Source organism: Streptomyces sp. NBC_01474 (assembly GCF_035918215.1).
Taxonomy (GTDB): Bacteria; Actinomycetota; Actinomycetes; order Streptomycetales; family Streptomycetaceae; genus Streptomyces; species Streptomyces aureus.
Genome location: NZ_CP109449.1, coordinates 1,383,924 through 1,407,462, shown reverse-complemented (window position 1 = coordinate 1,407,462; position 23,539 = coordinate 1,383,924). Strand labels below are relative to the sequence as shown.

At 69.8% G+C, this 23,539-nt stretch carries 22 protein-coding genes; 14 read left to right on the top strand and 8 right to left on the bottom strand.

Features of this window, described 5'->3' with window-relative positions; translation table 11 throughout:
* Positions 1-15 precede the first annotated feature (15 nt).
* Entirely contained in the window at positions 16-1,794 is a 1,779-nt protein-coding gene (locus OG758_RS06725) for an FUSC family protein (protein ID WP_326709108.1), read from the bottom strand.
* 182 nt (positions 1,795-1,976) lie between these two features.
* On the opposite strand from OG758_RS06725, the gene OG758_RS06720 reads away from it, so the two are divergent.
* Positions 1,977-2,609 (top strand): DUF1345 domain-containing protein, encoded by a 633-nt coding sequence (locus OG758_RS06720; RefSeq protein ID WP_326709107.1) that lies wholly within the window; start codon positions 1,977-1,979, stop codon positions 2,607-2,609.
* Between the two features lie 160 nt (positions 2,610-2,769).
* On the opposite strand, the gene OG758_RS06715 is transcribed toward OG758_RS06720, so the two are convergent.
* Positions 2,770-3,243 (bottom strand): Hsp20/alpha crystallin family protein, encoded by a 474-nt coding sequence (locus OG758_RS06715; protein WP_326709106.1) that lies wholly within the window; start codon positions 3,241-3,243, stop codon positions 2,770-2,772.
* A 223-nt stretch (positions 3,244-3,466) separates the two neighbouring features.
* Here OG758_RS06715 and OG758_RS06710 point away from each other — a divergent pair, with 223 nt between their 5' ends.
* From OG758_RS06710 to OG758_RS06700, 3 genes are read left to right on the top strand one after another with little or no spacing between them, the layout of a single operon-like run.
* Positions 3,467-6,019 carry an ATP-dependent Clp protease ATP-binding subunit gene (locus OG758_RS06710; protein WP_326709105.1) on the top strand — a complete coding sequence of 851 codons (2,553 nt, stop codon included), beginning with the start codon at positions 3,467-3,469 and terminating at the stop codon, positions 6,017-6,019.
* A 43-nt stretch (positions 6,020-6,062) separates the two neighbouring features.
* Positions 6,063-6,338, top strand: a complete 276-nt coding sequence (locus OG758_RS06705) for a hypothetical protein (protein WP_326709104.1) — start codon at positions 6,063-6,065, stop codon at positions 6,336-6,338.
* Between the two features lie 40 nt (positions 6,339-6,378).
* Positions 6,379-6,840 carry a GreA/GreB family elongation factor gene (locus tag OG758_RS06700; RefSeq protein WP_326709103.1) on the top strand — a complete coding sequence of 154 codons (462 nt, stop codon included), beginning with the start codon at positions 6,379-6,381 and terminating at the stop codon, positions 6,838-6,840.
* Between the two features lie 10 nt (positions 6,841-6,850).
* Here the strand turns inward: OG758_RS06700 and OG758_RS06695 are convergent, their stop codons facing one another.
* The 3 genes from OG758_RS06695 to OG758_RS06685 all read right to left on the bottom strand — a co-directional run bounded on the left by OG758_RS06695 (position 6,851) and on the right by OG758_RS06685 (position 11,489).
* A complete protein-coding gene (locus OG758_RS06695) occupies positions 6,851-7,780 on the bottom strand; it encodes a LysR family transcriptional regulator (RefSeq protein ID WP_326709102.1) in 930 nt (309 codons plus the stop codon).
* Positions 7,781-7,856: 76 nt separating this feature from the next.
* A complete protein-coding gene (gene fdhD, locus OG758_RS06690) occupies positions 7,857-8,693 on the bottom strand; it encodes a formate dehydrogenase accessory sulfurtransferase FdhD (RefSeq protein WP_326709101.1) in 837 nt (278 codons plus the stop codon).
* Between the two features lie 501 nt (positions 8,694-9,194).
* Complete coding sequence (locus OG758_RS06685; protein ID WP_326709100.1) at positions 9,195-11,489, bottom strand: FdhF/YdeP family oxidoreductase; 2,295 nt, start codon at positions 11,487-11,489, stop codon at positions 9,195-9,197.
* Between the two features lie 505 nt (positions 11,490-11,994).
* On the opposite strand from OG758_RS06685, the gene moaA reads away from it, so the two are divergent.
* The 5 genes from moaA (at position 11,995) to OG758_RS48845 (ending at position 15,974) form a co-directional block, all read left to right on the top strand.
* The gene (moaA, locus tag OG758_RS06680; protein ID WP_326715830.1) at positions 11,995-13,005 is read left to right on the top strand and encodes a GTP 3',8-cyclase MoaA; all 1,011 of its coding nucleotides are present in this window, start codon (positions 11,995-11,997) and stop codon (positions 13,003-13,005) included.
* Between the two features lie 47 nt (positions 13,006-13,052).
* The gene (locus OG758_RS06675) at positions 13,053-13,310 is read left to right on the top strand and encodes a DUF6457 domain-containing protein (protein ID WP_382061341.1); all 258 of its coding nucleotides are present in this window, start codon (positions 13,053-13,055) and stop codon (positions 13,308-13,310) included.
* Positions 13,307-14,563 carry a molybdopterin molybdotransferase MoeA gene (locus tag OG758_RS06670; RefSeq protein WP_442810265.1) on the top strand — a complete coding sequence of 419 codons (1,257 nt, stop codon included), beginning with the start codon at positions 13,307-13,309 and terminating at the stop codon, positions 14,561-14,563. The genes OG758_RS06675 and OG758_RS06670 overlap by 4 nt, the downstream gene beginning before the upstream one ends.
* Before the next feature lie 277 nt (positions 14,564-14,840).
* Complete coding sequence (locus OG758_RS06660; protein ID WP_326709099.1) at positions 14,841-15,536, top strand: L,D-transpeptidase family protein; 696 nt, start codon at positions 14,841-14,843, stop codon at positions 15,534-15,536.
* Between the two features lie 189 nt (positions 15,537-15,725).
* A complete protein-coding gene (locus tag OG758_RS48845; protein ID WP_382061338.1) occupies positions 15,726-15,974 on the top strand; it encodes a hypothetical protein in 249 nt (82 codons plus the stop codon).
* 21 nt (positions 15,975-15,995) lie between these two features.
* On the opposite strand, the gene OG758_RS06650 is transcribed toward OG758_RS48845, so the two are convergent.
* Entirely contained in the window at positions 15,996-16,646 is a 651-nt protein-coding gene (locus OG758_RS06650; protein ID WP_326709098.1) for a TetR/AcrR family transcriptional regulator, read from the bottom strand.
* Positions 16,647-16,685: 39 nt separating this feature from the next.
* On the opposite strand from OG758_RS06650, the gene OG758_RS06645 reads away from it, so the two are divergent.
* Complete coding sequence (locus tag OG758_RS06645; protein WP_382061347.1) at positions 16,686-18,137, top strand: FAD-dependent oxidoreductase; 1,452 nt, start codon at positions 16,686-16,688, stop codon at positions 18,135-18,137.
* Here the strand turns inward: OG758_RS06645 and OG758_RS06640 are convergent.
* Positions 18,134-18,919, bottom strand: a complete 786-nt coding sequence (locus OG758_RS06640) for an SAM-dependent methyltransferase (protein ID WP_326709096.1) — start codon at positions 18,917-18,919, stop codon at positions 18,134-18,136. The two genes, OG758_RS06645 and OG758_RS06640, sit on opposite strands and share 4 nt — an antisense overlap.
* A 241-nt stretch (positions 18,920-19,160) precedes the next feature.
* Positions 19,161-20,306 carry a S1 family peptidase gene (locus OG758_RS06635; RefSeq protein WP_326709095.1) on the bottom strand — a complete coding sequence of 382 codons (1,146 nt, stop codon included), beginning with the start codon at positions 20,304-20,306 and terminating at the stop codon, positions 19,161-19,163.
* Positions 20,307-20,623: 317 nt separating this feature from the next.
* On the opposite strand from OG758_RS06635, the gene OG758_RS06630 reads away from it, so the two are divergent.
* From OG758_RS06630 to OG758_RS06615, 4 genes are all read left to right on the top strand, one after another.
* The gene (locus OG758_RS06630; RefSeq protein WP_326709094.1) at positions 20,624-20,764 is read left to right on the top strand and encodes a hypothetical protein; all 141 of its coding nucleotides are present in this window, start codon (positions 20,624-20,626) and stop codon (positions 20,762-20,764) included.
* A gap of 131 nt (positions 20,765-20,895) precedes the next feature.
* The gene (locus OG758_RS06625) at positions 20,896-21,663 is read left to right on the top strand and encodes an NPP1 family protein (RefSeq protein ID WP_326709093.1); all 768 of its coding nucleotides are present in this window, start codon (positions 20,896-20,898) and stop codon (positions 21,661-21,663) included.
* A 268-nt stretch (positions 21,664-21,931) separates the two neighbouring features.
* Entirely contained in the window at positions 21,932-22,696 is a 765-nt protein-coding gene (locus OG758_RS06620) for an alpha/beta hydrolase (protein WP_326709092.1), read from the top strand.
* A 149-nt stretch (positions 22,697-22,845) separates the two neighbouring features.
* Positions 22,846-23,412 (top strand): glycerol-3-phosphate responsive antiterminator, encoded by a 567-nt coding sequence (locus tag OG758_RS06615; protein WP_326709091.1) that lies wholly within the window; start codon positions 22,846-22,848, stop codon positions 23,410-23,412.
* The last annotated feature ends 127 nt before the right edge of the window (positions 23,413-23,539 follow it).

Below are 23,539 nucleotides of genomic sequence, written 5' to 3'. Positions count from 1 at the left end.
GTCGGACGCCGGTCGTCAGCGCTGGTGGTGGAGGCGCTCCAGCAGTCGGTAGGCACGTTGCTCGGCGGCGGCGAGTTCGGCGGGATCGATCCCCGCGGGCCACAGTTCTCCCGCGGCGGCGTCGTCGGCATCACGCAACTCGACCACTGCGAGCACCAGTTGGACCTGGACCTCCGGAAGCTGAGGCCCCGAACCTTCGGCCAGCGACCGTTCCGCGTGACCGGATGCCTGCGTGCAGGCGGCCAGCGCACGCTCGACCCGCAGCGCGGCGCGGTCGTGGACGACCAGAAGCGCGCAGACGAGCCCGACGACGATGCCGAGCACGCTGCCCAGCACACGGTCAGTGACGAGTTCCCCGGCAGGGGAGGGCGCGGCCAGGTCGCTCATCAGGAGGGCCAGCGGGGTGAGGAAGACGACGCCAAGGCCGTAGTTACGCGGGACGAAGTACTCGAGGAGGAATTCGAGGAGCACGATCACGCAGGCCAGCGCCACCGGCTCCGGGTCTGTGGCCAGCACGCCCAGGGCGAGGAGCAGGCCGACGACCGTGCCGAGGGTGCGCTGGACGGCGCGCTGGGCCGTGGTGCGCAGGTTGACGGAGTGCAGCACGGCGGCGGCGGAGATCGACGCCCAGTAGCTGTGCTCGAGCCCCCCGGCCACGGCCAGCCCGCCGGCGATCCCGGTGCCCAGGACCATCCGCACCGCGGGAACGGCGAGGACGGCGCGGTGTTCGGGGCCGCCGGCGCGTCGCCCCGTCAGGAGTTCGGTGGCGCGCCAGGTGACAGGTTGGCCCGGTCCGGTGGCGGGGGCCACGGGAGTCACGGGCGCGTCCTCGCTGTCCCGCGCCGCAGGAGACGCGAGGGACAGCTCGGGCAGGAGTGGCGGCGGTCGGCGGCGCCGCTCGGTGAGGACGCCAGCCTGTCGGAGCAGCTGCTCCGCCGTCGCGGCAGGGTCAGCCGGCGGCTGCCGCGCCGAGTTGATCAGCAGCGACCAGGACAGGTCGGTGAGGCGTACGAAGATTCCGTCCCGGCCTGCCTGGTTCGCCTGCGTCGGAGGCGCGAGACCGAGGGAGTGGTACGCCTGGAGCACCGCGACGGTCGTGCCGTGCCGGGCCTGCCGTACGTCTCCGCTCGGTCCTCCGGGCCCGGTCAGCAGGCCCGCGAGCTCACGCAGGGCCGTGGCGACGGCGAATCTCTGCGGCCGGTCCGGGTGCACGAGCCAGCCGGACACCCCGAGTACCCAGGCGACCGCAGCCCCGGCCGCGGCAAGCCCGGTCTGCGGGAGGACGTCGGCGGTGGTGGGCGATCCGTTGGCAGCCACCGCGAAGGAGAACAACAGCAGCATCGCGCCGAGCCCGCTCAACCGGGTCGCGTCACACGCCAGCTTCGCCAGCCCGGCGACCACCGCCGTCGCCGTGACCACGACGGCGGCACCCCACCCCCCGGCCCCCGGATTGACCCAGGCGGCGAGAGCGGACCCGCAGCCCACGCACGCCGTCATGGCCACCGCCACCAGCGCGAGAACGCGAGCACGGCGCGGGTAGGGCAGATTGCGCCCGAACGTCGTCGTGAAGGCGCCCAGCATGGCGTACACGGAGAGGTCGGGCCGACCCGCGATCGCCACCGGCAGTGCCACCAGCGCCATCGCCAAGGCGCCACGCACGGCGAAGAGAAGTGCCCCGTCCGCCCGCTGGAGCGCGAGCGAGCCGCGCGGGGAGAGCAGGCGCAGCGCGCTGACCACGGCAGGCCGCCAACCGTGCCTGGTCACGGCGGCGGGTGGGCGGCGGGAAGAAGGCATGTCCGGTATATACCACCGGCTCCGATCGGGGTTTCTGATCCGAACGCAGCTGATGCGAGCCGAGTCGGGCCGAGTCGAGCTGATGCGAGCCGAGTCGGGCCGGATCGAGCTGAATCCAGTCTGTGCCCCCGCAGCGGGCTTTGCCAGGCTGGCCGGTGGCGGAAAGACTAGTGTGCTGGTCCATGAGCACATGGCTGCCCTTGTCCGCGGTTCCCCGGCTCGGTGTCTCCGTGGTTGCCGGTGCGGTGGTCGGGGCGATCGTCGCGGTGGTGAACAACGCCGCGCTGGGTGTCCTCTCCGGTATCGCCGCGACCGAGCTGGTCTTCGTGCTGGCGGGCTGGGCTGTGCTGTGGCCGATGGATGCCAGAGCCACCCGCGCCAACGTCCGGCGTGAGGACTTCCAGCCCATCACCGACGAGCTCGTGATCGTCGGTGTCGCTTTGTGCGGCCTGGTCGCCACCGTGCTGTTGCTCCTGCTCGGCAAGTCCGAGAGCGGCCACGCCGCGGCGGCCGTCGCGCTGGGCGGCGTGTTCATGGCCTGGGCGGCGCTCCATCTGATGTACGCCACGCGGTACGCGTACCTGTACTACACAGCCTCCGGCGGGATCGACTTCAACAACGACGACCCGCCCGCGTACCGCGACTTCCTCTACTTCAGCTACAACCTCGGCATGACCTACCAGGTGTCCGACACCAACGTCTCGTCCTCGACGATCCGTTCGGTGGTGCTGCGTCACTCCCTGCTGTCCTACGTGTTCGGCACCAGCATCCTCGCCACGACCATCAACCTCGTCACAGGAATCGTGACGGGCTGACATCGGCCGCGGAGTGGCACGACCGGGAATCGGCGGTGGCACGGACGACAGAGTCAGCAGCCCAAGCCTGGCGCCACGCGCATGCCGTGGAGGGTCCCCGCCGACAGGACGTCCCGGCCGGGCAGGGGGACACTGAGAAGGGCAGGGCGCCGCTCAGCCCCTATTTGGCGCTGCCTTCGGCGCGGATTTCGATCGTTCGCCGCGTCACCGCCGCGGTCTTCGGCAGGCGCAGCGTCAGAATGCCGTCCGCCATATCCGCCTGGATGCGATCGATATCGACATCGCCGGGAACACGAACTCCATAGGAAAAGGTCCCTGCCCGGCGACGCAGAGCATTTCCGTCCGTGGTTTCCTCGACGGAGCCGGAGATGTGCAGTTCCCTGCCGTCCACCTCTACGTTCACGCGCTCACGACGGACACCGGGCAGTTCCGCGCGCACCACGTACGCGACACCCGAGTCCTCTTCCTCCACCACGGGCATCCAGTGCTGCGAAGGGCCTGCCGGCTGTGAAGAGCGCTCCAGCAGACGGCTCACCTCGCCCCACAGGTGCTGGAGCTCCGATGCCGGATCGGCCCCGGCCCACCAGGCAGTTCGTGCCGGATGCGACCGCGTGACGTCTGCGCGTTCATGCATGATGTGCTCTCCGACTCCATCGACTCTCGCGGCGCTCACCCGCCGGATTCCCTGACGACAGCCTGCGTCCCGGGCCTCACGTCCGCAAATAGGCCCACGCCATTGGGTCGCATTCCCTTACTGACGTGATTCCGGTGCTCAGGGGCGTCGATTTCGCTGCTGTTGCGGCCCAGCTGACATCGCGCTTGAGTTGAACCAATCTCTCTCGGCATCAGGAGCTGGCATGTCGATGTCCTTCGGTTCAGGGTTCAGCTCGTCCGACCCCTTCAGCGACTTGTTCAACCGGTTCTTCGGAATGTCGCCGGCTTCCTCACCGCCCGCCGTCCAACGCGTGCCGATCGGACGGCTGTTGACAGAATCGTCGCAGGAACTCCTCAATCTCGCCGCTCGGAAAGCGATCGAGGACGGCACCTCCGATCTCGACACCGATCACCTGCTCTGGGCGACCACGAAGATCGATCCGACGCGGAAGCTGCTCTCCCAGATCGGAGTGGACCCCGACGCGCTGTCGACGGAGGTCGCCGCGGTCCTCCCGCAGGAGTCCGGCCAGCCGTCGGCGGAGCCCGGACTCACCCCGGCGGCCAAGCGCACGCTCCAGGCCGCCTACTCGCACTCGCAGGTGGCCGGGGCCTCGTACATCGGCCCCGAGCACATCCTCGCGGCGCTCCTGAGCGATTCCGACAGCGGCGCCGCCCGACTGCTGCGCGCGCAGGGCTTCAGCCCGGACCGCCTGGAGAGCCTCGCGGACCAGACATCACGCTCGGAAGGGTCCGCGGAGGCCAAGAAGCCGGCGACGACCCTCGACGAGTACGGCCGGGACCTGACGGAGGACGCGAAGGCCGGGCTGCTCGATCCGGTGGTGGGGCGGGCCGACGAGATCGAGGAGACCGTCGAGATCCTCTCGCGGCGCTCCAAGAACAATCCCGTACTCATCGGCGAGCCCGGCGTCGGAAAGACGGCCATCGTGGAGGGTCTGGCCCAGCGCATCGTGGCGGGCGAAGTCCCGGAAACCCTCAAGGACAAGCGAGTTGTCTCACTCGACCTCTCCGGCATGGTGGCCGGCGCGCAGTACCGCGGCCAGTTCGAGGAGCGCCTGAAGAAGGTCATCGAGGACGTCCAGAACGCTAGCGGCGGCATCATCCTGTTCATCGACGAGCTGCACACCGTCGTGGGCGCGGGAGCGACCGGCGAGGGCTCCATGGACGCGGGCAACATGCTGAAGCCCGCCCTCGCGCGCGGTGAGCTGCAGCTCGTGGGCGCGACGACCATCGACGAGTACCGCAAGCACATCGAGAAGGACGCGGCGCTGGAGCGCCGCTTCCAGCCCGTACTGATTCCGGAGCCGACCGTCGAGCAGACCGTGCAGATCCTTGAAGGGCTGCGCGACGCGTACGAGGCCCATCACCAGGTCCGGTTCGCCGACGGCGCCCTGGCGGCGGCCGCCGAGCTCTCCGACCGCTACATCAGCGACCGGTTCCTGCCGGACAAGGCCATCGACCTGATGGACCAGGCAGGCGCGCGCGTGCGGCTGCGCAGCGCCGGGCGCTCCACCGAGGTCGTCAGTTGCGAGGACCGCATCGCCAAGCTGCGGCGTGAGCAGCAAGAGGCCGTGGCCGGTGAGGACTTCGAGAAGGCGTCGGAGTTCAAGCGGCAGATCGCCGAGCTGGAGGGCGAACTCGCGGGCATCGAGGAGCGGCGCGAGGGCGTCGTCTCGGTCACCGAAGCGGACATCGCCGACGTCGTCTCCCGCCGCACGGGCATCCCCGTCTCCCAGCTCACCGCGAGCGAGAAGGAGAAGCTCCTCAACCTCGAGGCGGAGATGCACTCGAGGATCGTGGGCCAGAACGAGGCGGTCACCGCGGTCTCCCAGGCCGTGCGGCGCAACCGCGCGGGCATGGGCGACCCCAACCGCCCCGTGGGCTCCTTCCTCTTCCTGGGCCCCACCGGCGTCGGCAAGACCGAACTCGCGAAGACCCTCGCCGACCTGCTGTTCGGCGACGAGGATCACATGATCCGCTTCGACATGAGCGAGTTCCAGGAGAAGCACACCGTCGCCCGCCTCGTCGGCGCCCCTCCCGGATACGTCGGTTACGAGGAGGCCGGCCAGCTCACCGAGAAGGTCCGCCGGCAGCCGTACAGCGTCGTGCTGTTCGACGAGGTGGAGAAGGCACACCCCGACGTCTTCAACACCCTGCTCCAGATTCTCGACGACGGACGTCTCACCGACGGCCAGGGCCGCACGGTCGACTTCCGCCACTGCGTCATCATCATGACGTCGAACATCGGCGCCCACCGGATCCTCGCGCACCACGGCGACGTGTCCGAGATCAAGGGCGATCTGATGGAGGACCTGCAGGGCCGGTTCCTGCCCGAGTTCCTCAACCGCATCGACGACATCATCATCTTCCACGGCCTCACCGAGGACGACCTGTCGCAGATCGTGGACCACCTCCTGGACCAGAGCAAGCGCCGGGTGCTCGGCCAGGGCATGACCCTGGACGTCACCGACGCGGCCAAGAAGCTTCTCGTCGCCCACGGCCACCAGCCGGAGTTCGGCGCGCGTCCGCTGCGGCGCACGGTCCAGGCCGAACTCGACAACCGGATCGCGTCGATCCTGCTGAGCGGTGACGCGGAGCCCGGGGACACCATCGTCGCGGACGTGGTGAACGACACCATCCACTGCACCGTGCGCAAGGACGACGCGGAGGACGCGAAGGCCGAAGGCACCGCGGAGGAACCGCCCGCGGCCGAGGCGCAGCAGACTCCCCACGCCTGATCCGGTCGGGCGCGCCTGACGGCGCCTGAGCCAAGGAGGACACATGGTCCATCACCACAAGTCCAACCGAGCCGTCGAGGGCAACCCCGACGACCGACGGGGTATGCCCCTGCGCCCCAACGTGGATGCGCTCGAAAGGCGCACCCAGGAGGACCTGCGGGGCGTCGGGCTGCGCGTGAAGAAGCCCGAGCGGCCCGCGAAGCAGTACGAGGAGATCCAGAACGAGGTCGACCGGGAGGTCGGCAGCGGCGAGATGCCGAGCGGCAAGATGTCCCGGGCACAGCGGGAGGCCTTCCCGCCGACCCGCTACGACAGGTGACCTACCCGCACACCGGCCACGACGAGCGACGGGAGCAGGCATGAGCGGAGAGCCCGAACCGATGAGCGCCGCCGAGCGCCGCGCACTCGAGCAGGAACTCGCCGACGTGACGGCCGAACGCAACGCGGACGCCGCCACGTTGCAGGACACCACCGAGGTGGGCGACCACGCAGACCAGGCCGACGAGTTGATCCGCTCCGACGAGACCCACCGACTCGACGCGCGGATCGACGAGATCAAGGTGCGCCTGCGCGGCGCCGCCGACGCGGGCCCGCCCAGCACGGACGTGGTGGGCGTGGGCAGCACGGTCGAGCTGCGGTACGCGGACGGCTCGGTGGCGACCGTCCAGATCGGTGAGGGCGCGGCGGTCCTCGACCGGACACTGGTCACCGCCGACAGTCCGCTCGGCAGCGCGCTGCTGGGACACCGGGCCGGCGACAGCGTCAGCTATGACGCGCCCGACGGGCAGGCAACGGTCACGGTCGTGTCCCTCGGCGAGTAGCCGGACGTGTCTACGGGACCGCGGGATCCCCCGGGAGGCGTTCCAGCGCGGCGGCCACATCGGTGTGCCGGGCGACTTCCACCAGTGCGCGGGCCATGACCGAACCCGGCTCGCGGGCCGTGACCACCAGGCCGACCGGCACCGTCCGGGCGGGCTCGACGAGGGGCACCGCCCGCATGCCGTGCGGGACGCCGAAGACATGCAGCCACGCGTGCGGGACGACGCTCGCCCACCGGCCCGTCCTGACATGGGCGAACAGCGCGCCCACCGAGTCGGTCTCGATCCGGGGCGAGGGCCGGGTCCCGGCCTCGGCGAACACCTCGTCCAGCACCCGGCGTCCCTGCATGGAGTCGGTGAGCAGGCACAGCGCCAGCCGCGACGCCTCCGCCCACGTCGCCGTCGTCCGATGAGCCAGGGCATCGACGGCCGTGATCAGGAGCACGTACCGCTCCTCGTACAGCGGGAGGGTGTGGAAGTGCTCCGCAAGGTCCTCGGGCAGATACGTGATGCCGGCGTCGATCTCGAAGTTCTGCAGCTGCCTCAGGATGTCCCGCGACTGGAGATCCGCTATCACCTCAACGGTCACGAGCGGGTGCTCCGCGCAGAACGGGCCGGTCAGCAGCGAGACGGCGCCGGACGCGGTCGGGACCGAGCCGATCCGCATACGGCCGCTCAGCCCGGTGCGCAGCGCGCCGACCTCGTCCTTGAGCGCGTCGCGATCGGCCAGGATCCGCTGCGCCCACACGACGATGCGCTCACCCTCGGGCGTGAGGCCCTCGTACTTGCGGCCGCGCCGGACCAGCGGCACGTCCAGCTCCTCCTCCAGCTTGCGGATCGCCTCCGAGAGGGCGGGCTGGGAGACGAAACAGGCCTGGGCGGCGCGGGCGAAGTGGCGCTCGCGAGAGAGGGCCACCAGGTATTCGAGTTGGCGAAACAGCACGCCATGGGTCTACCCGACGGCCCGGGGGAAAGCCAATCGGCCTCGCTGGCCACCGGACGAGTCACCGGTCAGGACATCAGGCCACGGGTACCTGCGCCAGCCGCTCGGCGCCGGTGTACACATTCATCGAGGTGCCGCGCAGGAAGCCGATCAGGGTCAGGCCGCTCTCGGCGGCGAGGTCCACGGCGAGCGACGACGGGGCGGAGACGGCCGCCAGCATCGGGATTCCGGCCATCAGCGCCTTCTGCACCAGCTCGAAGGAGGCCCGGCCGCTCACCATCAGAACGGTCTCGCGCAACGGCAGCAGGCCCTCGCGCAGTGCGTGACCGACGACTTTGTCGACAGCGTTGTGCCGGCCGACGTCCTCGCGCAGGCACAGCATCTCCCCGTCGGCGCTGAACAGGGCGGCGGCGTGCAGGCCGCCCGTGCTGTCGAACACCTTCTGGGCCGCCCGCAGCCGGTCCGGAAGCGCCGTCACCAGCCCGGGACCGACGCGCAGCGGATCCTCGGAGACGGTCCACGCCGCCGAGGTGCGCACCGCGTCCAGGCTCGCCTTGCCGCAAAGCCCGCACGAGGACGTCGTGTAGAAGTTCCGCTCAAGAGAGGCGTCAGGGGCGGCCACGCCGGGGCCCAGGGCCACATCCACGACGTTGTACGTGTTGCCGCCGTCGGACGTGGCGCCCGCGCAGTAGCGGATCCCGGCCACATCGCCGGCGGAGTGCACCACGCCCTCGCTCACCAGGAACCCGGCCGCGAGATCGAAGTCGTCGCCCGGCGTCCGCATGGTCACCGTGAGCGCACGGCCGCCCACCCTGATCTCCATCGGCTCCTCGACGGCCATGGTGTCGGGCCGGTACGAGGACACCCCGTCCCGAACTCGCAGCACACGCCGCCGCGCGGTCACGCGTCCCATGATGTTGCTCCTCTCCTCGGAGCAGTACTCCGATGCTGTCGACGATATGACCCATGGCGGACCTCGTCCTGCGGCCGTGCCATCAAGGAAGACTCAGACGGCTGTGCCTTGCCGTGAAGCGGGGCGCCACCGGGGCGGTTCCGGGTTCCGGCGCCGTCTGCGGTACGCGCCCGGGGCCGGACCGTGAGGCATTGGCCCAGCCGGTCCGCCGAGCAGCTGACCGGGCGGGAAACCCAGCAGGCAGGTGGTGAACATCGTGGCGACCGGGACGGCGGGCCAGTGCTCCCGCGTCCGGTACACCGCGAGCGGGGTGAACTGGTGCGCGCCCCACCCGGCGGCGCGCACCGCGGCCGCCGGAAGCCGACTGCGGACGGCGGACGGCGCGAGATGCGGGCATGCGGCCAAGTACCCATCTGAACACGGTGCTTCGGCCCGCTGTCACGACGGGCGCTACGAGCACTCCGGCACCCCTGAACCTCTCCGGGCGTGCCCGGTGTCGCGTCAGCTCGGAGTGACGACGGGCTCCAGACGCACCACAACTCCCTTGGAAGTGGGGCAGTTGCTGATGTCGGCGACGCTGTCCAGCGGGACCAGGACGTTCGTCTCGGGGTAGTAGGCCGCGGCGGATCCGGGGCTCGCCGGGTAGGCGACGACCTTGAAGTTCTCGGCGCGGCGTTCCCTGTCGTCGTGCCAGACGCTGACCAGGTCGACCATGTCGCCGTCCTCGATGCCGAGCAGCTTGAGGTCGGCGGGGTTCACCATGACGACACGGCGGGCGTTGTGGATGCCGCGGTAACGGTCGTTGGGCGCGTACCAGACGGTGTTCCACTGGTCGTGCGAGCGCAGCGTCTGGAGCAGCAGGTGGCCCTCGGGCACGTGCGGCATCGTGAACTCGTTCTGTGTGAACACGGCCTTGCCGCTGGGAGTGTTGAAGACGCCACGGTTGGCCGGGTTGGGCAGGTTGAAGCCGCCCGGCACGGAGACACGCTCGTTGAAGTCCTCGAAGCCCGGGATGACGCGGGAGATCCGGTCGCGGACGGTGCCGTAGTCGTCCTCGAAGCCCTGCCACGGGATGCCGTACTTGTCGCCGATGGTCGCGAGAGCCATGCGGCTGATGATGGCGACCTCGCTGAGCAGGTGCGGGGAGGCCGGCGGCAGCTTGCCATGGGAGGCGTGCACGTCGCTCATCGAGTCCTCGACGGTGATGAACTGTTCGCCGGTGGCCTGGAAGTCCTTGTCGCTGCGGCCCAGGGTGGGCAGGATCAGCGCGGTCTCACCGCACACGGTGTGGGAACGGTTGAGCTTCGTCGAGACGTGGGCGGTCAGGTTGCAGTTGCGCATCGCCTGCTCGGTGACCTCGCTGTCGGGGGTGGCCCGTACGAAGTTGCCGGCGACGCCGAGGAAGAACTTGGCACGCTTCTCGTACATGGCGCGGATGCCGTCGACGGCGTCCAGGCCGTGATGGCTGGGCGGCGTGAAGCCGAACTCCTTGCCCAGGGAGTCCAGGAACTTCCGCGGCATCCGCTCCCACACGCCCATCGTGCGGTCGCCCTGCACGTTGCTGTGGCCGCGCACCGGGCACGCGCCCGCGCCGGGCTTGCCGATGTTGCCGCGCAGCATGAGGAAGTTGATGACTTCGCGGATGGAGGGGACGCCGTGCTTGTGCTGGGTGAGGCCCATCGCCCAGCACACGATGACCGACTCGGCCTTCATGACGCGCTCGAAGACCTCGTCGATCTCCTCACGGGACAGGCCGGTGGCGTCGTGGATGTGGTCCCAGGTGACCTGGCGCGCGTGCTTCTCGAAGGCCTCGAAGCCGATGGTGTTCTTCTCGATGAAGGTGTGGTCGATCACCGTGCCCGGGTTGGCGTCCTCGGCCTCCAGGAGCAGCAGGTTCAGAGCCTGGAACAGGGCGAGGTCGCCGCCGGCCCTGATGTGCAGGAACTGGTCGGCGATCTGCGTGCCCTTGCCGATGATGCCGCGCGGGCGCTGCGGGTGCTTGAAGCGCAGCAGGCCGGCCTCGGGGAGCGTGTTGACGGCGACGATCTTGCCGCCGTTGCGCTTGGTCTCCTCCAGGGAGGACAGCATGCGCGGGTGGTTGGTGCCCGGGTTCTGGCCCACGACGAAGACCAGGTCGGAGTTCTCCAGGTCGTCGAGCGAGACCGTGCCCTTGCCGACCCCCAGGGTCTCCGACATGGCCGAGCCGCTGGACTCGTGGCACATGTTGGAGCAGTCCGGCAGGTTGTTGGTGCCGTATGCGCGGGCGAAGAGCTGGAGGAGGAACGCGGCCTCGTTGTTGAGGCGGCCGGAGACGTAGAAGAGGGCCTCGTCAGGGGAGGTGAGCTGCTTGAGCTCCTTGGCGAGGATGCCGAACGCCTCGTCCCAGCCGATCGGCTCGTAGTGCGTCGCGCCGGGGCGCTTGACCATCGGCTCGGTCAGCCGGCCCTGCTGGTTGAGCCAGTAGTCCGACTTGGAGCCCAGATCGGCGATCGAGTGCTCGCGGAAGAAGTCACGGGTGACGCGGCGCGAGGTGGCCTCGTCATTGATGTGCTTGGCGCCGTTCTCGCAGTACTCGTTCATGTGCCGCTTGCCCGGCGCGGGCTCGGGCCAGGCGCACCCGGGGCAGTCGATGCCCTTGGCCTGGTTGATGTTCAGCAGCGTCAGCATGGTGCGGCGCGGCGACGTCTGGCTGAGGGAGTACTCCAGCGCGTGCGTCACGGCGGGCAGACCCGTCGCCCAGGTCTTGGGGGGCGTGACCGTCAGGTCGTCGAGCGGGTCCTCGATGCTGCTGCTCATGATCTGGTCTGCCTCTTTCTTCCATGCACCTGGGTGGACGGGTCCCCGGGAACCGGCGGCCTGTTTTCCGTGTTCGCTTCTACGCGGTTTACCTACGCGCGCCGGTCACGTTTACGCCTCATCGCCGAGAGAGAAGTTTCCTGCAATCCACGGACGCCGTCAAAGAGGCATTGCCGATCGCCTGATAGGTGCCGCTTATCACCACGGATCCCTTGCCCCACCTGGGGTTCTAGGTCCGATAGCCCCGACCGATGATGTCATCGAGAGCCCCTCTTTGACTTCTCCGGGAGACCTTCCGATGCTGATCGATGGGTGAGGAATGGGTGGCGTCGGGAAAGGTGTCGGATTCCGGCCCCTGGATAATTCGCGAAGCCTGGTCTCTAATGTTTCACCAACCCCGGCTTCCGGTATTTCATGGGAGGGCGCAACCGTGCTTGATCACAGCGACGATCCGACCGATCCCGGTCTGTCCCGGCAGGCCACCGTGGAGCGGCTTCCCGACCGTGTGGAGCGGCTTCCCCGCGTTCCGTCGCCCCTCGTGGACCGCTTCGGGCGGGTCCACACGGACCTGCGGGTCTCCCTGACCGACCGCTGCAACCTGCGGTGCACCTACTGCATGCCGGCCGAGGGGCTGAACTGGCTGCCCCGGGCCGAAGTCCTCACCGACGACGAGGTCGTACGTCTGGTCCGTATCGGCACCGAGCGCCTCGGGATCACCGAGGTCCGGCTGACCGGTGGTGAGCCGCTGCTGCGACGGGGCCTGCCCGGTCTGGTGGCCCGCCTGTCCGCCCTGGACCCGGCTCCGGAACTGTCGATCACCACCAACGGCATCGGCCTGGCGCGCAGTGCGGTCGCCCTGCGGGAGGCCGGGCTGAGCCGGGTCAACGTCAGCCTCGACACGCTGCGCCCGGAGAGGTTCGCCGAGATCACCCGGCGCGACCGGATCAAGGACGTACTGGCCGGGCTCTCGGCCGCGCGTGACGCAGGTCTGAACCCCGTGAAGATCAACGCGGTGCCGGTGCGGGGGGTCAACGACGACGAGATCGTCGACCTGACCGCGTTCGCGGCGGGGCACGGCTACCGGATGAGGTTCATCGAATCGATGCCGCTCGATGCGCAGGGCGCCTGGGACCGGGACCGAATGGTCACGGCGGCGGAGGTCCTCGACCGGCTCGGCGAGCGCTTCGAGTTGGTGCCGGTCGGGCGGCAGGACAACGCGCCCGCGGAGGAATGGAGGATCGCCGGAACGGAGGCTCTGGTGGGTGTCATCGCCAGTGTCACCCGACCGTTCTGCGGCACATGCGACCGCGTGCGGCTGACGGCGGACGGGCAGTTGCGCAACTGCCTCTTCGCCACCGAGGAGTCCGACCTGCGGTCCCTGCTGCGTCGGGGCGCCGACGACGCGACGGTGGAGGCGGCGTGGCGGACCTCGGTCGGCGGCAAGGGCCCCGGCCACGCGATCGACAGCCCGGAGTTCCGCCGCCCGGAACGCCCGATGTCGGCGATCGGCGGCTGACGGCCACGACGGACAGCGGGCGGAACAAGCGAACAAAGGTGAGCTGGATGCGTAAATGGATCGAGGACGTCAAGTCCGAACTCGGCGTCGACCTTGACGTCGATGTCGCCGAACTGCTCGACATGACCAAGGTCGTCGCCCATGGTGTGGCCCGCCCGGCAGCGCCACTGACCTCGTTCCTGGTCGGCTATGCCGCCGCGCAGGCGGGCGGCGGGCCCGAGGCCGTCGCCGAGGCGAACCGCAGGGTGACGGCGCTGGCCGAGCGCTGGGCTGCCGAGCCCGAGAACAGCGCGGGCACCGCATGACCCCGGCAGGCACGCACACCCTGGACGGCACCGGGACAGCGGGAGTGACAGCAGACACCCACATGGCCTGGGAACAGGCCCGGCAGACAGCACGGGACTGCGTCGGACAGCCGCTGCCCGTCGTCACGCGGTCCCTGGCGGACGCGCTCGGTCACGCTCTCGCCGAACCGCTGACGGCCCTCACCGATCTGCCGCCGTTCGATACGTCCGCGATGGACGGCTGGGCCGTGGCCGGACCGGGACCGTGGCTGGTGGGCGGCGCCGCCGTCCTCGCCGGCGACCGGTCCGCGCGGCTCAGCGACTACGGCACCGCCGTCCCCATCGCCACCGGCGCCCGGCTGCCGACGGGCGCAACGGCCGTGCTGCGAAGGGAATATGGGGAGTTCGACGCCGAGGGCGGCACGCTGCACGATCGCTCCACCGGGCCCGGCCCGGTGGCTCCGGGCCGGGACATCCGGCCGCGTGGCCAGGAGTGCCACGCGGGCGAGGTGCTGATCCCGGCCGGCAGCACGGTGACCCCGGCCGTGCAGGGACTCGCGGCGGCGGCCGGGTACGACCGGCTCGCCGTGCACCGCCGCCCGATCGTCGAACTCCTGGTAATGGGCGACGAGTTGCTGGAGTCCGGCCTGCCCCGGCACGGGCGGGTGCGCGACGCGCTCGGCCCCATGCTGCCGCCGTGGCTGCGAAGTTGCGGCGCCGACGTGATCGGCAGCCGCCGGGTGGCGGACGACTTGGGGCTGCTGCGGGAGGCCGTGCACGACTCGCCCGCCGACGTCGTCGTCACCACCGGCAGCACCGCCGCCGGCCCGGTGGACTTCCTGCACGCCACCCTCGAAGAGGTGGGCGCCCGCCTGCTCGTCGACTCCGTCGCCGTACGGCCCGGCCACCCCATGCTGCTCGCCGAGCTGCCGCCGACCCCCGACGGCCGGACCCGCCGGCTGGTCGGTCTGCCCGGCAACCCCCTTGCCGCCGTCGCCGGGACGGTGACACTGGCCGCGCCGCTGCTGCGCCGCCTCGGCGGGCACGCGGACGCCGAACCCTGCCGGATGCGCGCCGCCGCCCCGCTGCCGGGGCACCCGCGGGACACCCGGCTGCTGCCGGTGCAATGCACGGACCACGAAGTGGCAGCGCTCCCGTTCGACGGCCCGGCGATGCTGCGCGGGCTGGCGTTCGCCGACGGCCTCGCGGTCGTCCCGCCAGGCGGGGTGCCCGCCGGGGCCACCGCGGAGGTCATGCGGGTACCCGGAATGTGACCGCGTGGCCACGGCATCGGCAAGCTCCTCGTCGGCCTGGTGCTCTCCGCCGCCCGCAGGAATGCCGACGGCTTCGGCGCCCGGATCAAGGCGGCGACCGATACGGCGATCGCCCCGCTCTGACACCCTTCACCACAGTCCTTACTGGCGCAGGCTTCGGAATTGTCACCATTGGGTCCCGGCCCGAGCACGGCCGCAACCACCGAGACCCGCAATCGGTCTACCTGGCAGAGAACGCGTCAGGCGCATCGAGCGCCCTGCCCGGAAAGGCCCTTCCATGGGGGACATACGCAGACGGGGAGCCGTCGCACTGGGGATCACCGGACTCGTCGCACCGCTGACACTCGCGCTGGGCGCCGCGCCCGCGCAGGCCGCGAGCTGCACGACGTCGACCGGTCCCTACCAGAAGCAGGTGGAGCGGTTCCTCGGCCGGCCGGTCGACGGAAAGCAGTCCGCCGCGGACTGCAAGGCCGTCCAGGCCTTCCAGAACAAGCACGGGATCAGCCCGAACATCGGCTACGCGGGGCCTGTCACGTGGGGCGTGATGGACCTGATGAACAAGCAGAAGGCTGTAGGCAGCAACCCCAACAAAGACGGCAAATGCCCTGTCAACAAGGGGCGCATCGCCTGCGTGAACCTGACGCTTCAACTCAGCTGGATCCAGGACGGCAAGAACCTCGTCTACGGGCCGGTGCCGGTGCGCACCGGCCGTGACGGCTACGAGACCCGCACCGGCCTGAAGAAGATCTACTGGCGGCACATCGACCACGTGTCGAGCATCTACAACGTGCCCATGCCCTACAGCCAGTTCTTCGACGGCGGCCAGGCCTTCCACTCGGTCGGTGTGAGCATGTGGAACCCGCCCGGCTCGCACGGCTGCGTCAACATGACCAGTACCACCGCGAAGAAGTACTGGTCCCTGCTGAAGACGGGCGACGACGTCTACGTCTACGGCCGTAAGCCGGGCACCTGAGCCCAGCGGGCGGCCGCGAGTTCCCCGCTGTTCCCATTTCCCTGGTCTCATGCCTTTCAGGTACGGCAATTGACGGAGAGTCATGGAATGGAGCGTGCGGCGACGACGGGGGGAGAAGAACGGCAGCGAGCTGATCGGCAAGGTACTCGGGGGCGCTGGCGGGTCACCTTGATGATCGGGCGCGGCGGTATGGGGGTGGTCGCGCGGGCGGTGGACGAGCTGCTCGACAGAGAGGTCGCCGTCAAGATCCTCAGAGCCTTCGCCGGCTCCTCCGCGTCCGATCTGGCCGGTCTGCGGGTCCACATGCAGCGGGAGGCGCAGGCCGCCGCCCGTATCCGCCGCGGCGGGGACTACGTCCGGGTGGCGGGCGCGAACACGTCGGGGTGGATGCCCAACGACAACCTCGCCAAGCGGTCGGGGGCGTCGACGCGCTGCTGAGTCCCGTTCGCCAGTAGCTGCTCAGGCCATCCCGTAGCGCGCCTCGATCCCCGCGATCACGAGGGCGAGACCGTCCTCGAAGTGCTGCTCGTAGTCCTCGAAGATCTCCGCGCCCGCCGCGGCCGACAGGGGGAAGTCGGCCATCCGGCGGGCGCGTTCGTCGATGTCGTACCCCTCTCGGCGCTCACCCGGCAAGGGCTGAACGCCCTGCTCCTCGGTGACGAAACCGAGGGTGTACATGTACGCGGTCGTGGTGGCCCGCACCGCCTGGGTGAGCGTGAACCCGGCAGCGGTGAACAGACGCAGAGTCCGCTCCATCTCGACCGCGTGCAGCGTGCCGGTGAAGCGTGAGCCGCTGAAGACCTTGGCGCCGTCGCGGTGGCTCAGGAGCGCGGTGCGCAGTCCGCGGTTCGACGTCAGCAGGCGCTCCCGCCAGGTGGCGTCGGGTGTGAGCGGGTCGTCTGCCGTCATGCGGCTGTACATCTCCGTCGCCATCTCGTCCAGCAGTTCCTGCTTGTTCTTGAAGTGCCAGTAGAGCGCGGGCGCCTGGACGTTCAGCTCCTTGGCGATGGCGCGGAGCGTGAGGCCGTCGAGGCCGACGTCGTTGAGCAGGCGCAGCGCGGTGTCGACGACCTGCGTCTTGTCCAGCTTGGGGGATCTCTGGGTAGCCACACTTGACAGTTTAACGTCGTTAAGCGCATGCTGCGAAGCATCGAACTTAACGACGTTAAGGAGCTGGTCTTGGACACCCGTACAGACGCGATCACGCACACCCAGGTCCTCGTCGTCGGCGCCGGACCGACCGGCCTCGCCCTCGCCGTCGACCTCGCCCGGCGCGGGGTCGACGCCCTCGTCGTCGAGCGCGCCGACGCGCTCTTCCCCGGGTCGCGCGGCAAGGGGATCCAGCCGCGCACCAGGGAGGTCTTCCACGATCTCGGTGTGCTGGACGCGATCCACGCCGCCGGTGGCCCCTACCCCGTCGGCATGATCTGGCAGGACGGCGCGCGGGTCGGCGAGCACAGGATGTTCGATCCGGCCGAGGCGAGCGACGAATCCCCGTACACCGACCCGTGGATGGTGCCGCAGTGGCGCACACAGGAGATCCTGTTCGAGAGGCTCACGGAACTCGGCGGGCGGGTGGAGTTCGGCCGTGAGCTGGTGGCGGTGGAACAGGACGCGGACACGGTGACCGCGCACTTCGCCGCCGAAGGCCCGGTCCGCGCGCGGTACGCCGTCGCGGCCGACGGCGGCCGCTCGGCCGTGCGCCGCGCGCTGGGCATCGGCATGACCGGCGAGACCGTCGACCCGCATCCGATGCTCGTGGCGGACGTGCGCATCACCGGTCTCGACCGCGACAACTGGCATGTGTTCCCGCCCCGCGAGGGGGGCGACGGCTTCCTCGCGATCTGCCCGCTCGCAGGCATCGAGGACTTCCAGGTGACCGCGCAGTTCCCCGAGGGAACCGTGCCCGACCTCTCCCTCGACGGCATCCGCAAGGTGGTCGCCGCGCGCTCCCATCTGGCCCCCGAGGACGTGACCGAAGTGCGCTGGGCCTCGGACTTCCGGCCCCGGGCCGCGCTGGCCGGCCGCTTCCGTGTGGGGCGCGTCCTCCTCGCCGGGGACGCCGCGCACGTCCACTCGCCGGCCGGGGGCCAGGGGCTGAACACCAGCGTCCAGGACGCGTACAACCTGGGGTGGAAGCTGGGCGCGGTGCTGCGCGACGGCGCCCCGGACTCCCTCGTCGAGACATACGAGGAGGAGCGCCGCCCCGTCGCCGCGCACATGCTCGGCATCTCGACGGGCGTGCACCGCGGAGAGATCCGCCGAGGCGAGGCGACCCGCCAACTGGGCCTGGGCTACCGTGAATCGACCCTCGCCGTCGACACCCGCGCCACCGCGGGCCCCGTGCGCGCGGGCGACCGGGCGCCGGACGGAGCGGTGGACGGCACCCGCCTCTTCGACACCTTCCGCGGCCCGCACTGGACGCTGCTCACTGTGGGCACGGACGCCGAACTCCCCGCGCTCGGCGTCCCCACCGCCCGCATCCCGGACTGCGAGGCGTACGGCACGGGCGTGTACCTGGTCCGGCCCGACGGCTACGTGGGGTGGGCGGGCGACACGGCCGACGGTCTCGCGGAGTACGCGCGGCGGATGGGTCTTTAGGGCACGCGAGCGACCCCGACGTAGAAGCCGCTCAACTCCTTTTCGGGTGCGAGCGTGTCCTTGTACCACTTCGTCGCCGTGACCAGCCCCGGCTCCACCAGCTCCAGGCCCTCGAAGAACGGCTCGACCTCGGCCCGCGTACGCATCCGCAGCGGGATCTCGCCCCGCCGGTAGGTGTTCTTCACCGTCTTCGCGAGGTGCGGGTGCTCATCGGTGGTGCCGTGGGAGAACACGAAGTAACTGCCCGAGGGCAGGGCGTCGATGAGGGTCCGCGCAAGACTGTACGGGTCCTCCTCCTCGGTGATGAAGTGCATCAGGGCGAGCATCGACAGCGCGAGGGGCCGGGTGAAGTCCAGGAACGTACGGGCGTGGTCGAGGATGACCTCGGGCTGACGGACGTCTGCCTCGATGTAGTCGGTCGCCCCCTGGGGAGTGCTGACCAGCAGCGCCTCCGCGTGCCGCAGCACGATGGGGTCGTTGTCGGTGTACGTGACCCGCGCCGACGGCACGATGCCCTGCACGATCTGGTGCAGGTTCGGTTTCGTCGGGATGCCCGTGCCGACGTCGAGGAACTGGTCGATGCCGTTGCCCGCCAGCCATGCCGCCGCACGGTGCATGAACGCGCGGTTGCGCCGGGCACTGAGGCGCGACTCCGGCGGCAGCTTCTCCGCGACTTCCTGATCGACCGGATAGTTGTCCTTGCCGCCCAGCAGCCAGTCGTAGACGCGCGCCGGGTGGGCCCTGCTCGTGTCGATACGGCTTCCGGGGGACTGTGCCGTCATGCGTGACTCCAGCGTGTACTAGGTCGCTGACCGACTCGCCGGGGCCGCTGCGCGCACCCTGGGTCAGGCCGTGAAGGACCTTGCGATTATGCCACCGGCCACGCCTTCGCGCAGAGCTCTCAGTGAGGGGCACGGGGCCATCTCGCGTGCGGTGACTGCGCGTTGGGGCAGAGATGGGGGGACTCGGTACGGCGGGCGGCGCCTGCTACGCCGTACCGAGCCCGGCTCCTCAGTGCGACGGTCAGGCCGTGGTAAGCGTCAGGCCGTACCGATTGAGGATCTCGTTGATCGGCTGGTACCAGGTCTCACCGCCGCCGGAGCAGTCGCCCCAGCCGCCCGAGGTGACACCCTGGGCCTGGTCGCCGCTGATGAACGAGCCGCCCGAGTCGCCCGGTTCGGCGCACACATTCGTCTTGGTCATCTCGTGCACCGCGCCCTGGCTGTAGTTCACGGTCTCGTTCTTGGCCAGCACATTGCCGCAGTGCCAGTGCGAGGTGGAGCCCGAACGGCAGATGGACGCGCCGATCGGCGCCTCGGCCGAGCCGCGCACCAACTGGTCCGGGACGGTGCCCCAGCCGAGGACCACGGGGACGGTCCACCAGCCGCTGCCGACGTTGACCCAGGCGTAGTCGTTGTCCGGGAACGACGACCCCTGGAAGTTGCCGATGTACGAGCCGTCCCAGCCGTTCACGGCGGCGCCGGCGCCGCTGCAGTGACCGGCCGTGACGAATCCGCCGTTCACCGAGAAGCCGATCGAGCAGCGGACGTTGCCCGTGTAGTAGGGGTCCCCTCCGACCGTGCCGGCGGCGAGGGTGCGGGGCGCGTGGGCCGTCCTCTCGACGGTGACGGGGCCGGCCGCGCGGGCCTGCGCGAGGAAATGCCTGACATCGTTGTCGCCCTGCCGTCCGGCCAGGGTCTCGATCACGATCCGGTTGGACGCCGGATCGACGTGCCAACTTGCCACGCCCGTGGGCGCCTTGAGGGCGTCGATGCGTTCCTTGATCGCGTCGAGCTGCTTGGCGCTGTACTTCACCAGCTTGGCCCCGGCGCCGGTCGACCGCACGGCCGCGGCCTTGTTCCAGTCGGTGACAGCCACGGTGAGGCGGCCGCTCTCCGGCGTGAACCAGGCGCCGCCGTAGGACGATCCGGCGGCGCGCCGTGCCCTTCCTTCGACGGATGTGGCCTTCTTCTCCGCGCTGAGCCGGGCCTCGGCCTGGCTCTTGGTGAGGCCGAAGTCGCGCTGCATGGCGGCGAGCATGGACCCGGAGGCCGGTGCCTTCTGGTCCGCGGGGGTGGCGGCGCCGGCCGAGGCCGGTACGAACCCGGCCGACACTCCGGCGACGAGTAACGCGGACAGGGCGATGCGCAGGGGTTTGGTGCGTCTCATGGGGTTGGCCCTTCGTTGTTCCAGCATCGTGGGGGTGGAACAGCAAAGCCTGGGAGCGCTCCCAGGAAATGCCCGCTGGGGAGCCTATCGAAGGATCATGGACAGGTCCATGCCAATGCGTTCGCGATGTGCTCGGGGTGTGACGCGCACCGCCTTCGGCCCGGTGGGCCTGGTGCGGGCCTCGGGCCTCCGTCTCGCGGATCAAGTGCACGGCTGCGTTGGACCAGTCACCGGGCGGCAGTTCGAGGTGCATCCCGTACTCGGTGAGCACGGCGGTCTGGTGCACGGCCCCGGTGCGTGCTTCGCCGTAGCGGGCCTTGGGAGCCAATTCCCTCGGACGTACGGGTAGTTGTAGGCGTCCCCCGTTCTTCGACGGCGGCGACCACCTGCTCCCCAAGGGCAAGGGCATGCAGGCGATGGCCGACTCGGTCAACGTCCAGGACCTGACCGCCTGTTGACGACAGCACGGACTCTTCATCATCGCGCCACACAGTTGGGGTCCGCCGGGCAGCTGAGGCGCGGATGATGACAAGGGCATGCCAGATTCAGTCGTGTGTCCCACACCCCCACGGTTCATCAGGAGGACGCAGTGAAGCAGAGTTCGCGGATCCGCAGAGCGGCGCTCACCCTCGGCAGCACCGTCGCGCTGGTCATCGTTTTCCCGGGCATCGCGCTCGCGGACCCGCCCCCGGCGCTGCCCGCCAACGCCGACGGCCTGGAGCAGACGTTCCAACCTGCCTACGACTACGACGGTGACGGCTGTTACCCGACGCCCGCCATCGGCCCGGACGGCACCATCAACCCCGGCCTCAACCCGTCCGGGGCCGTCAACGGCCAGTGCCACGACTCCTGGGACCTCGACAGCACCAACGGATACGCCCGCTCCAAGTGCAACAACGGCTGGTGCGCCATCATGTACGGCCTGTACTTCGAGAAGGACCAGGCGGTCGCGGGCAGCGGCCTCGGCGGGCACCGCAACGACTGGGAGCACGTCGTGGTGTGGGTGCAGAACAACGAGGCCAAGTACGTGTCCACTTCGGCCCACGGCAACTTCAACGTGTACAGCAGTGACCAGATCCGCTGGGACGGAACCCACCCCAAGGCCGTGTACCACAAGGACGGCCTGGGCACGCACTGCTTCCGTCCCGCGACCGCCAACGACGAGCCGCCGGAGAACCACCGACACACCTGGCAGTTCCCGAGCCTCGTCGGCTGGAACGGCTACCCCTCGGGCCTGCGGGAGAAGCTGAGCCAGGCCGACTTCGGCAGCGCCGTCTTCGGCCTCAAGGACGGCAACTTCAACTACCACCTCGAGAAGGCCGAGCCGGCAGGCATACCCTTCGACCCCAACGCCTGAGCGGGCAGCGCGGCTGAGCGGGCGGCGCCGCTGAGCGGGCGGCGCCGCTGAGCGGGCCGCACCGCCCGAGCGCGCAGCCAGAAAATGGGGTTGGGCGGGATGCCCGCCGGTTGGTAGCGTCCCGCCCAGGCCGTGACGTCGTGCGAGGAGGTGAGACCCATGAACGCTGTATCTGTGTGGGTGCTCCCCTCTTCGCAACGGCTGGGCGATTGACGTAGGTGTCGCCGGGAGCGCCTCCTCCACAAGGCACTCCCGAAGGGCAACACCTATGAACTCTGTTCAATTCACCGCGCAGACATCGTCGAACGGTGTCGTGGAGCGCGACTTCACCGTGGGTGGGGTCACCGGCGCGCTCTGGTCGCCGACCCCAGGCTCCGACCGCGCGCCTCTTGTCCTGATGGGCCACGGCGGTGGCAACCACAGGAAGTCACCGGCCATGGTCGGGCGGGCTCAGCGGCTCGTGGCGGGCGGCGGCTTCCATGTCGCCACCATCGACGCGCCCGGTCACGGCGGCAGGCAGCGTACCGAGCACGACGAGCGCGAGATCGCCGTGATGCAGCAGGCGATGGCGGCGGGCGAACCGGTCGGCCCGATCGTCCAGCGGTACAACGCCCACCTCGCGGAGCGAGCCGTGCCCGAGTGGCAGGCGACCCTCGACGCCCTCCAGGAACTCCCGGAGATCGGTACCGACGGGCCGGTCGGCTACTTCGGCCTGAACATGGGCACCGCGATCGGCGTGCCGCTGACGGCGATCGAACCCAGGATCACCGCCGCGGTCTTCGGTCTCTTCTGGCCCGAGTCGCTGGCCCGGGCGGCGCGGCAGATCACCGTTCCGATCGAGTTCGCGCTCCAGTGGGACGACGAGCACATCCCGCGCGAGTCCGGTCTGGCGCTGTTCGACGCCTTCGCCTCGAAGGACAAGACGTTGCACGCCAACGCGGGCCGGCACAAGGAACTGCCCAGGTTCGAGGCCGACAGCGCGGTCCACTTCTTCGTCCGGCATCTCGGCGGGGCGGTCACGTCACCGGCGTGACCTGACCCGACCTGACGGCAGCGGCGTCCGGGCGCCGCTGCCCCGCCGGTGGGATCAGGGGCAGGTGGCGGCTCCCGGCGGAGGGAAGTTACCCTGCGCTGCGGCGCTGATCGGCGGAGATTGGCCGCCGATCCCATGGGAGGTCATTCGTGGACGTGTCACTTCCGGTCCTCCTTGAGGACCACCCGGTCGTCGCCAGCGTCATAGACGACGACGGGCTGCGCGCCGTCTTGGACTCCGAGTGCAAGGTCGTCTTCCTGCTGTACGGGTCCCTGCTGAACCTCCCCGCGATCGTGCAGCAGCTCAAGGACAGCGGCAAGGTCGTCCTGGTCAATGTGGACCTGCTCGAAGGGTTCAGCGGCAAGGACATCGTGGTGCGGTACGTGAAGGAGCAGACCTCCGCCGACGGGGTGCTCAGCTCCAAGGCGCACATGGTGCGTGCCGCCCGCGAGGTCGGCCTGTTCGCCGTCCACCGCTTCTTCCTCATCGACTCGAAGTCGTACCGCAATCTCGCGCCGCAGGTTCGCCAGTCCAAGGCCGACTGTGTCGAGATCCTGCCGGGCTGTATGCCGCGGGTCATCTCCTGGGCCGTCCAGGACATCGAAGTGCCCCTCATCGCGGGCGGGCTCGTGTGCGACCGCGAGGATGTGTTCGCGGCGCTGAAGGCGGGGGCCGCGGCCATCGCCTCGTCGAATCGTGACGTCTGGGCCATGTAGACGTCCGGGCGATCCAAGGGAATGTGTCGCAGGACTCTATTGACACTTTCGAGCGGCCCTGCCTAGCATGGCGAACGCACCCGGAGTCCATGTCATGGCCACGGGCGCGACAATCAAATAAAGGTTC

Coding starts and splice junctions, on each gene's coding strand:
- OG758_RS06710 (WP_326709105.1), top strand. CDS start 3,467: ATGTCGATGTCCTTCGGTTCAGGGTTCAGCTCGTCCGACCCCTTCAGC.
- OG758_RS06720 (WP_326709107.1), top strand. CDS start 1,977: ATGAGCACATGGCTGCCCTTGTCCGCGGTTCCCCGGCTCGGTGTCTCC.
- OG758_RS06660 (WP_326709099.1), top strand. CDS start 14,841: ATGGGGGACATACGCAGACGGGGAGCCGTCGCACTGGGGATCACCGGA.
- OG758_RS06640 (WP_326709096.1), bottom strand. CDS start 18,919: ATGACGGCACAGTCCCCCGGAAGCCGTATCGACACGAGCAGGGCCCAC.
- OG758_RS48845 (WP_382061338.1), top strand. CDS start 15,726: ATGGGGGTGGTCGCGCGGGCGGTGGACGAGCTGCTCGACAGAGAGGTC.
- OG758_RS06675 (WP_382061341.1), top strand. CDS start 13,053: ATGCGTAAATGGATCGAGGACGTCAAGTCCGAACTCGGCGTCGACCTT.
- OG758_RS06620 (WP_326709092.1), top strand. CDS start 21,932: ATGAACTCTGTTCAATTCACCGCGCAGACATCGTCGAACGGTGTCGTG.
- OG758_RS06670 (WP_442810265.1), top strand. CDS start 13,307: ATGACCCCGGCAGGCACGCACACCCTGGACGGCACCGGGACAGCGGGA.
- OG758_RS06725 (WP_326709108.1), bottom strand. CDS start 1,794: ATGCCTTCTTCCCGCCGCCCACCCGCCGCCGTGACCAGGCACGGTTGG.
- OG758_RS06705 (WP_326709104.1), top strand. CDS start 6,063: ATGGTCCATCACCACAAGTCCAACCGAGCCGTCGAGGGCAACCCCGAC.
- OG758_RS06635 (WP_326709095.1), bottom strand. CDS start 20,306: ATGAGACGCACCAAACCCCTGCGCATCGCCCTGTCCGCGTTACTCGTC.
- OG758_RS06685 (WP_326709100.1), bottom strand. CDS start 11,489: ATGAGCAGCAGCATCGAGGACCCGCTCGACGACCTGACGGTCACGCCC.
- OG758_RS06700 (WP_326709103.1), top strand. CDS start 6,379: ATGAGCGGAGAGCCCGAACCGATGAGCGCCGCCGAGCGCCGCGCACTC.
- OG758_RS06715 (WP_326709106.1), bottom strand. CDS start 3,243: ATGCATGAACGCGCAGACGTCACGCGGTCGCATCCGGCACGAACTGCC.
- fdhD (WP_326709101.1), bottom strand. CDS start 8,693: ATGGGACGCGTGACCGCGCGGCGGCGTGTGCTGCGAGTTCGGGACGGG.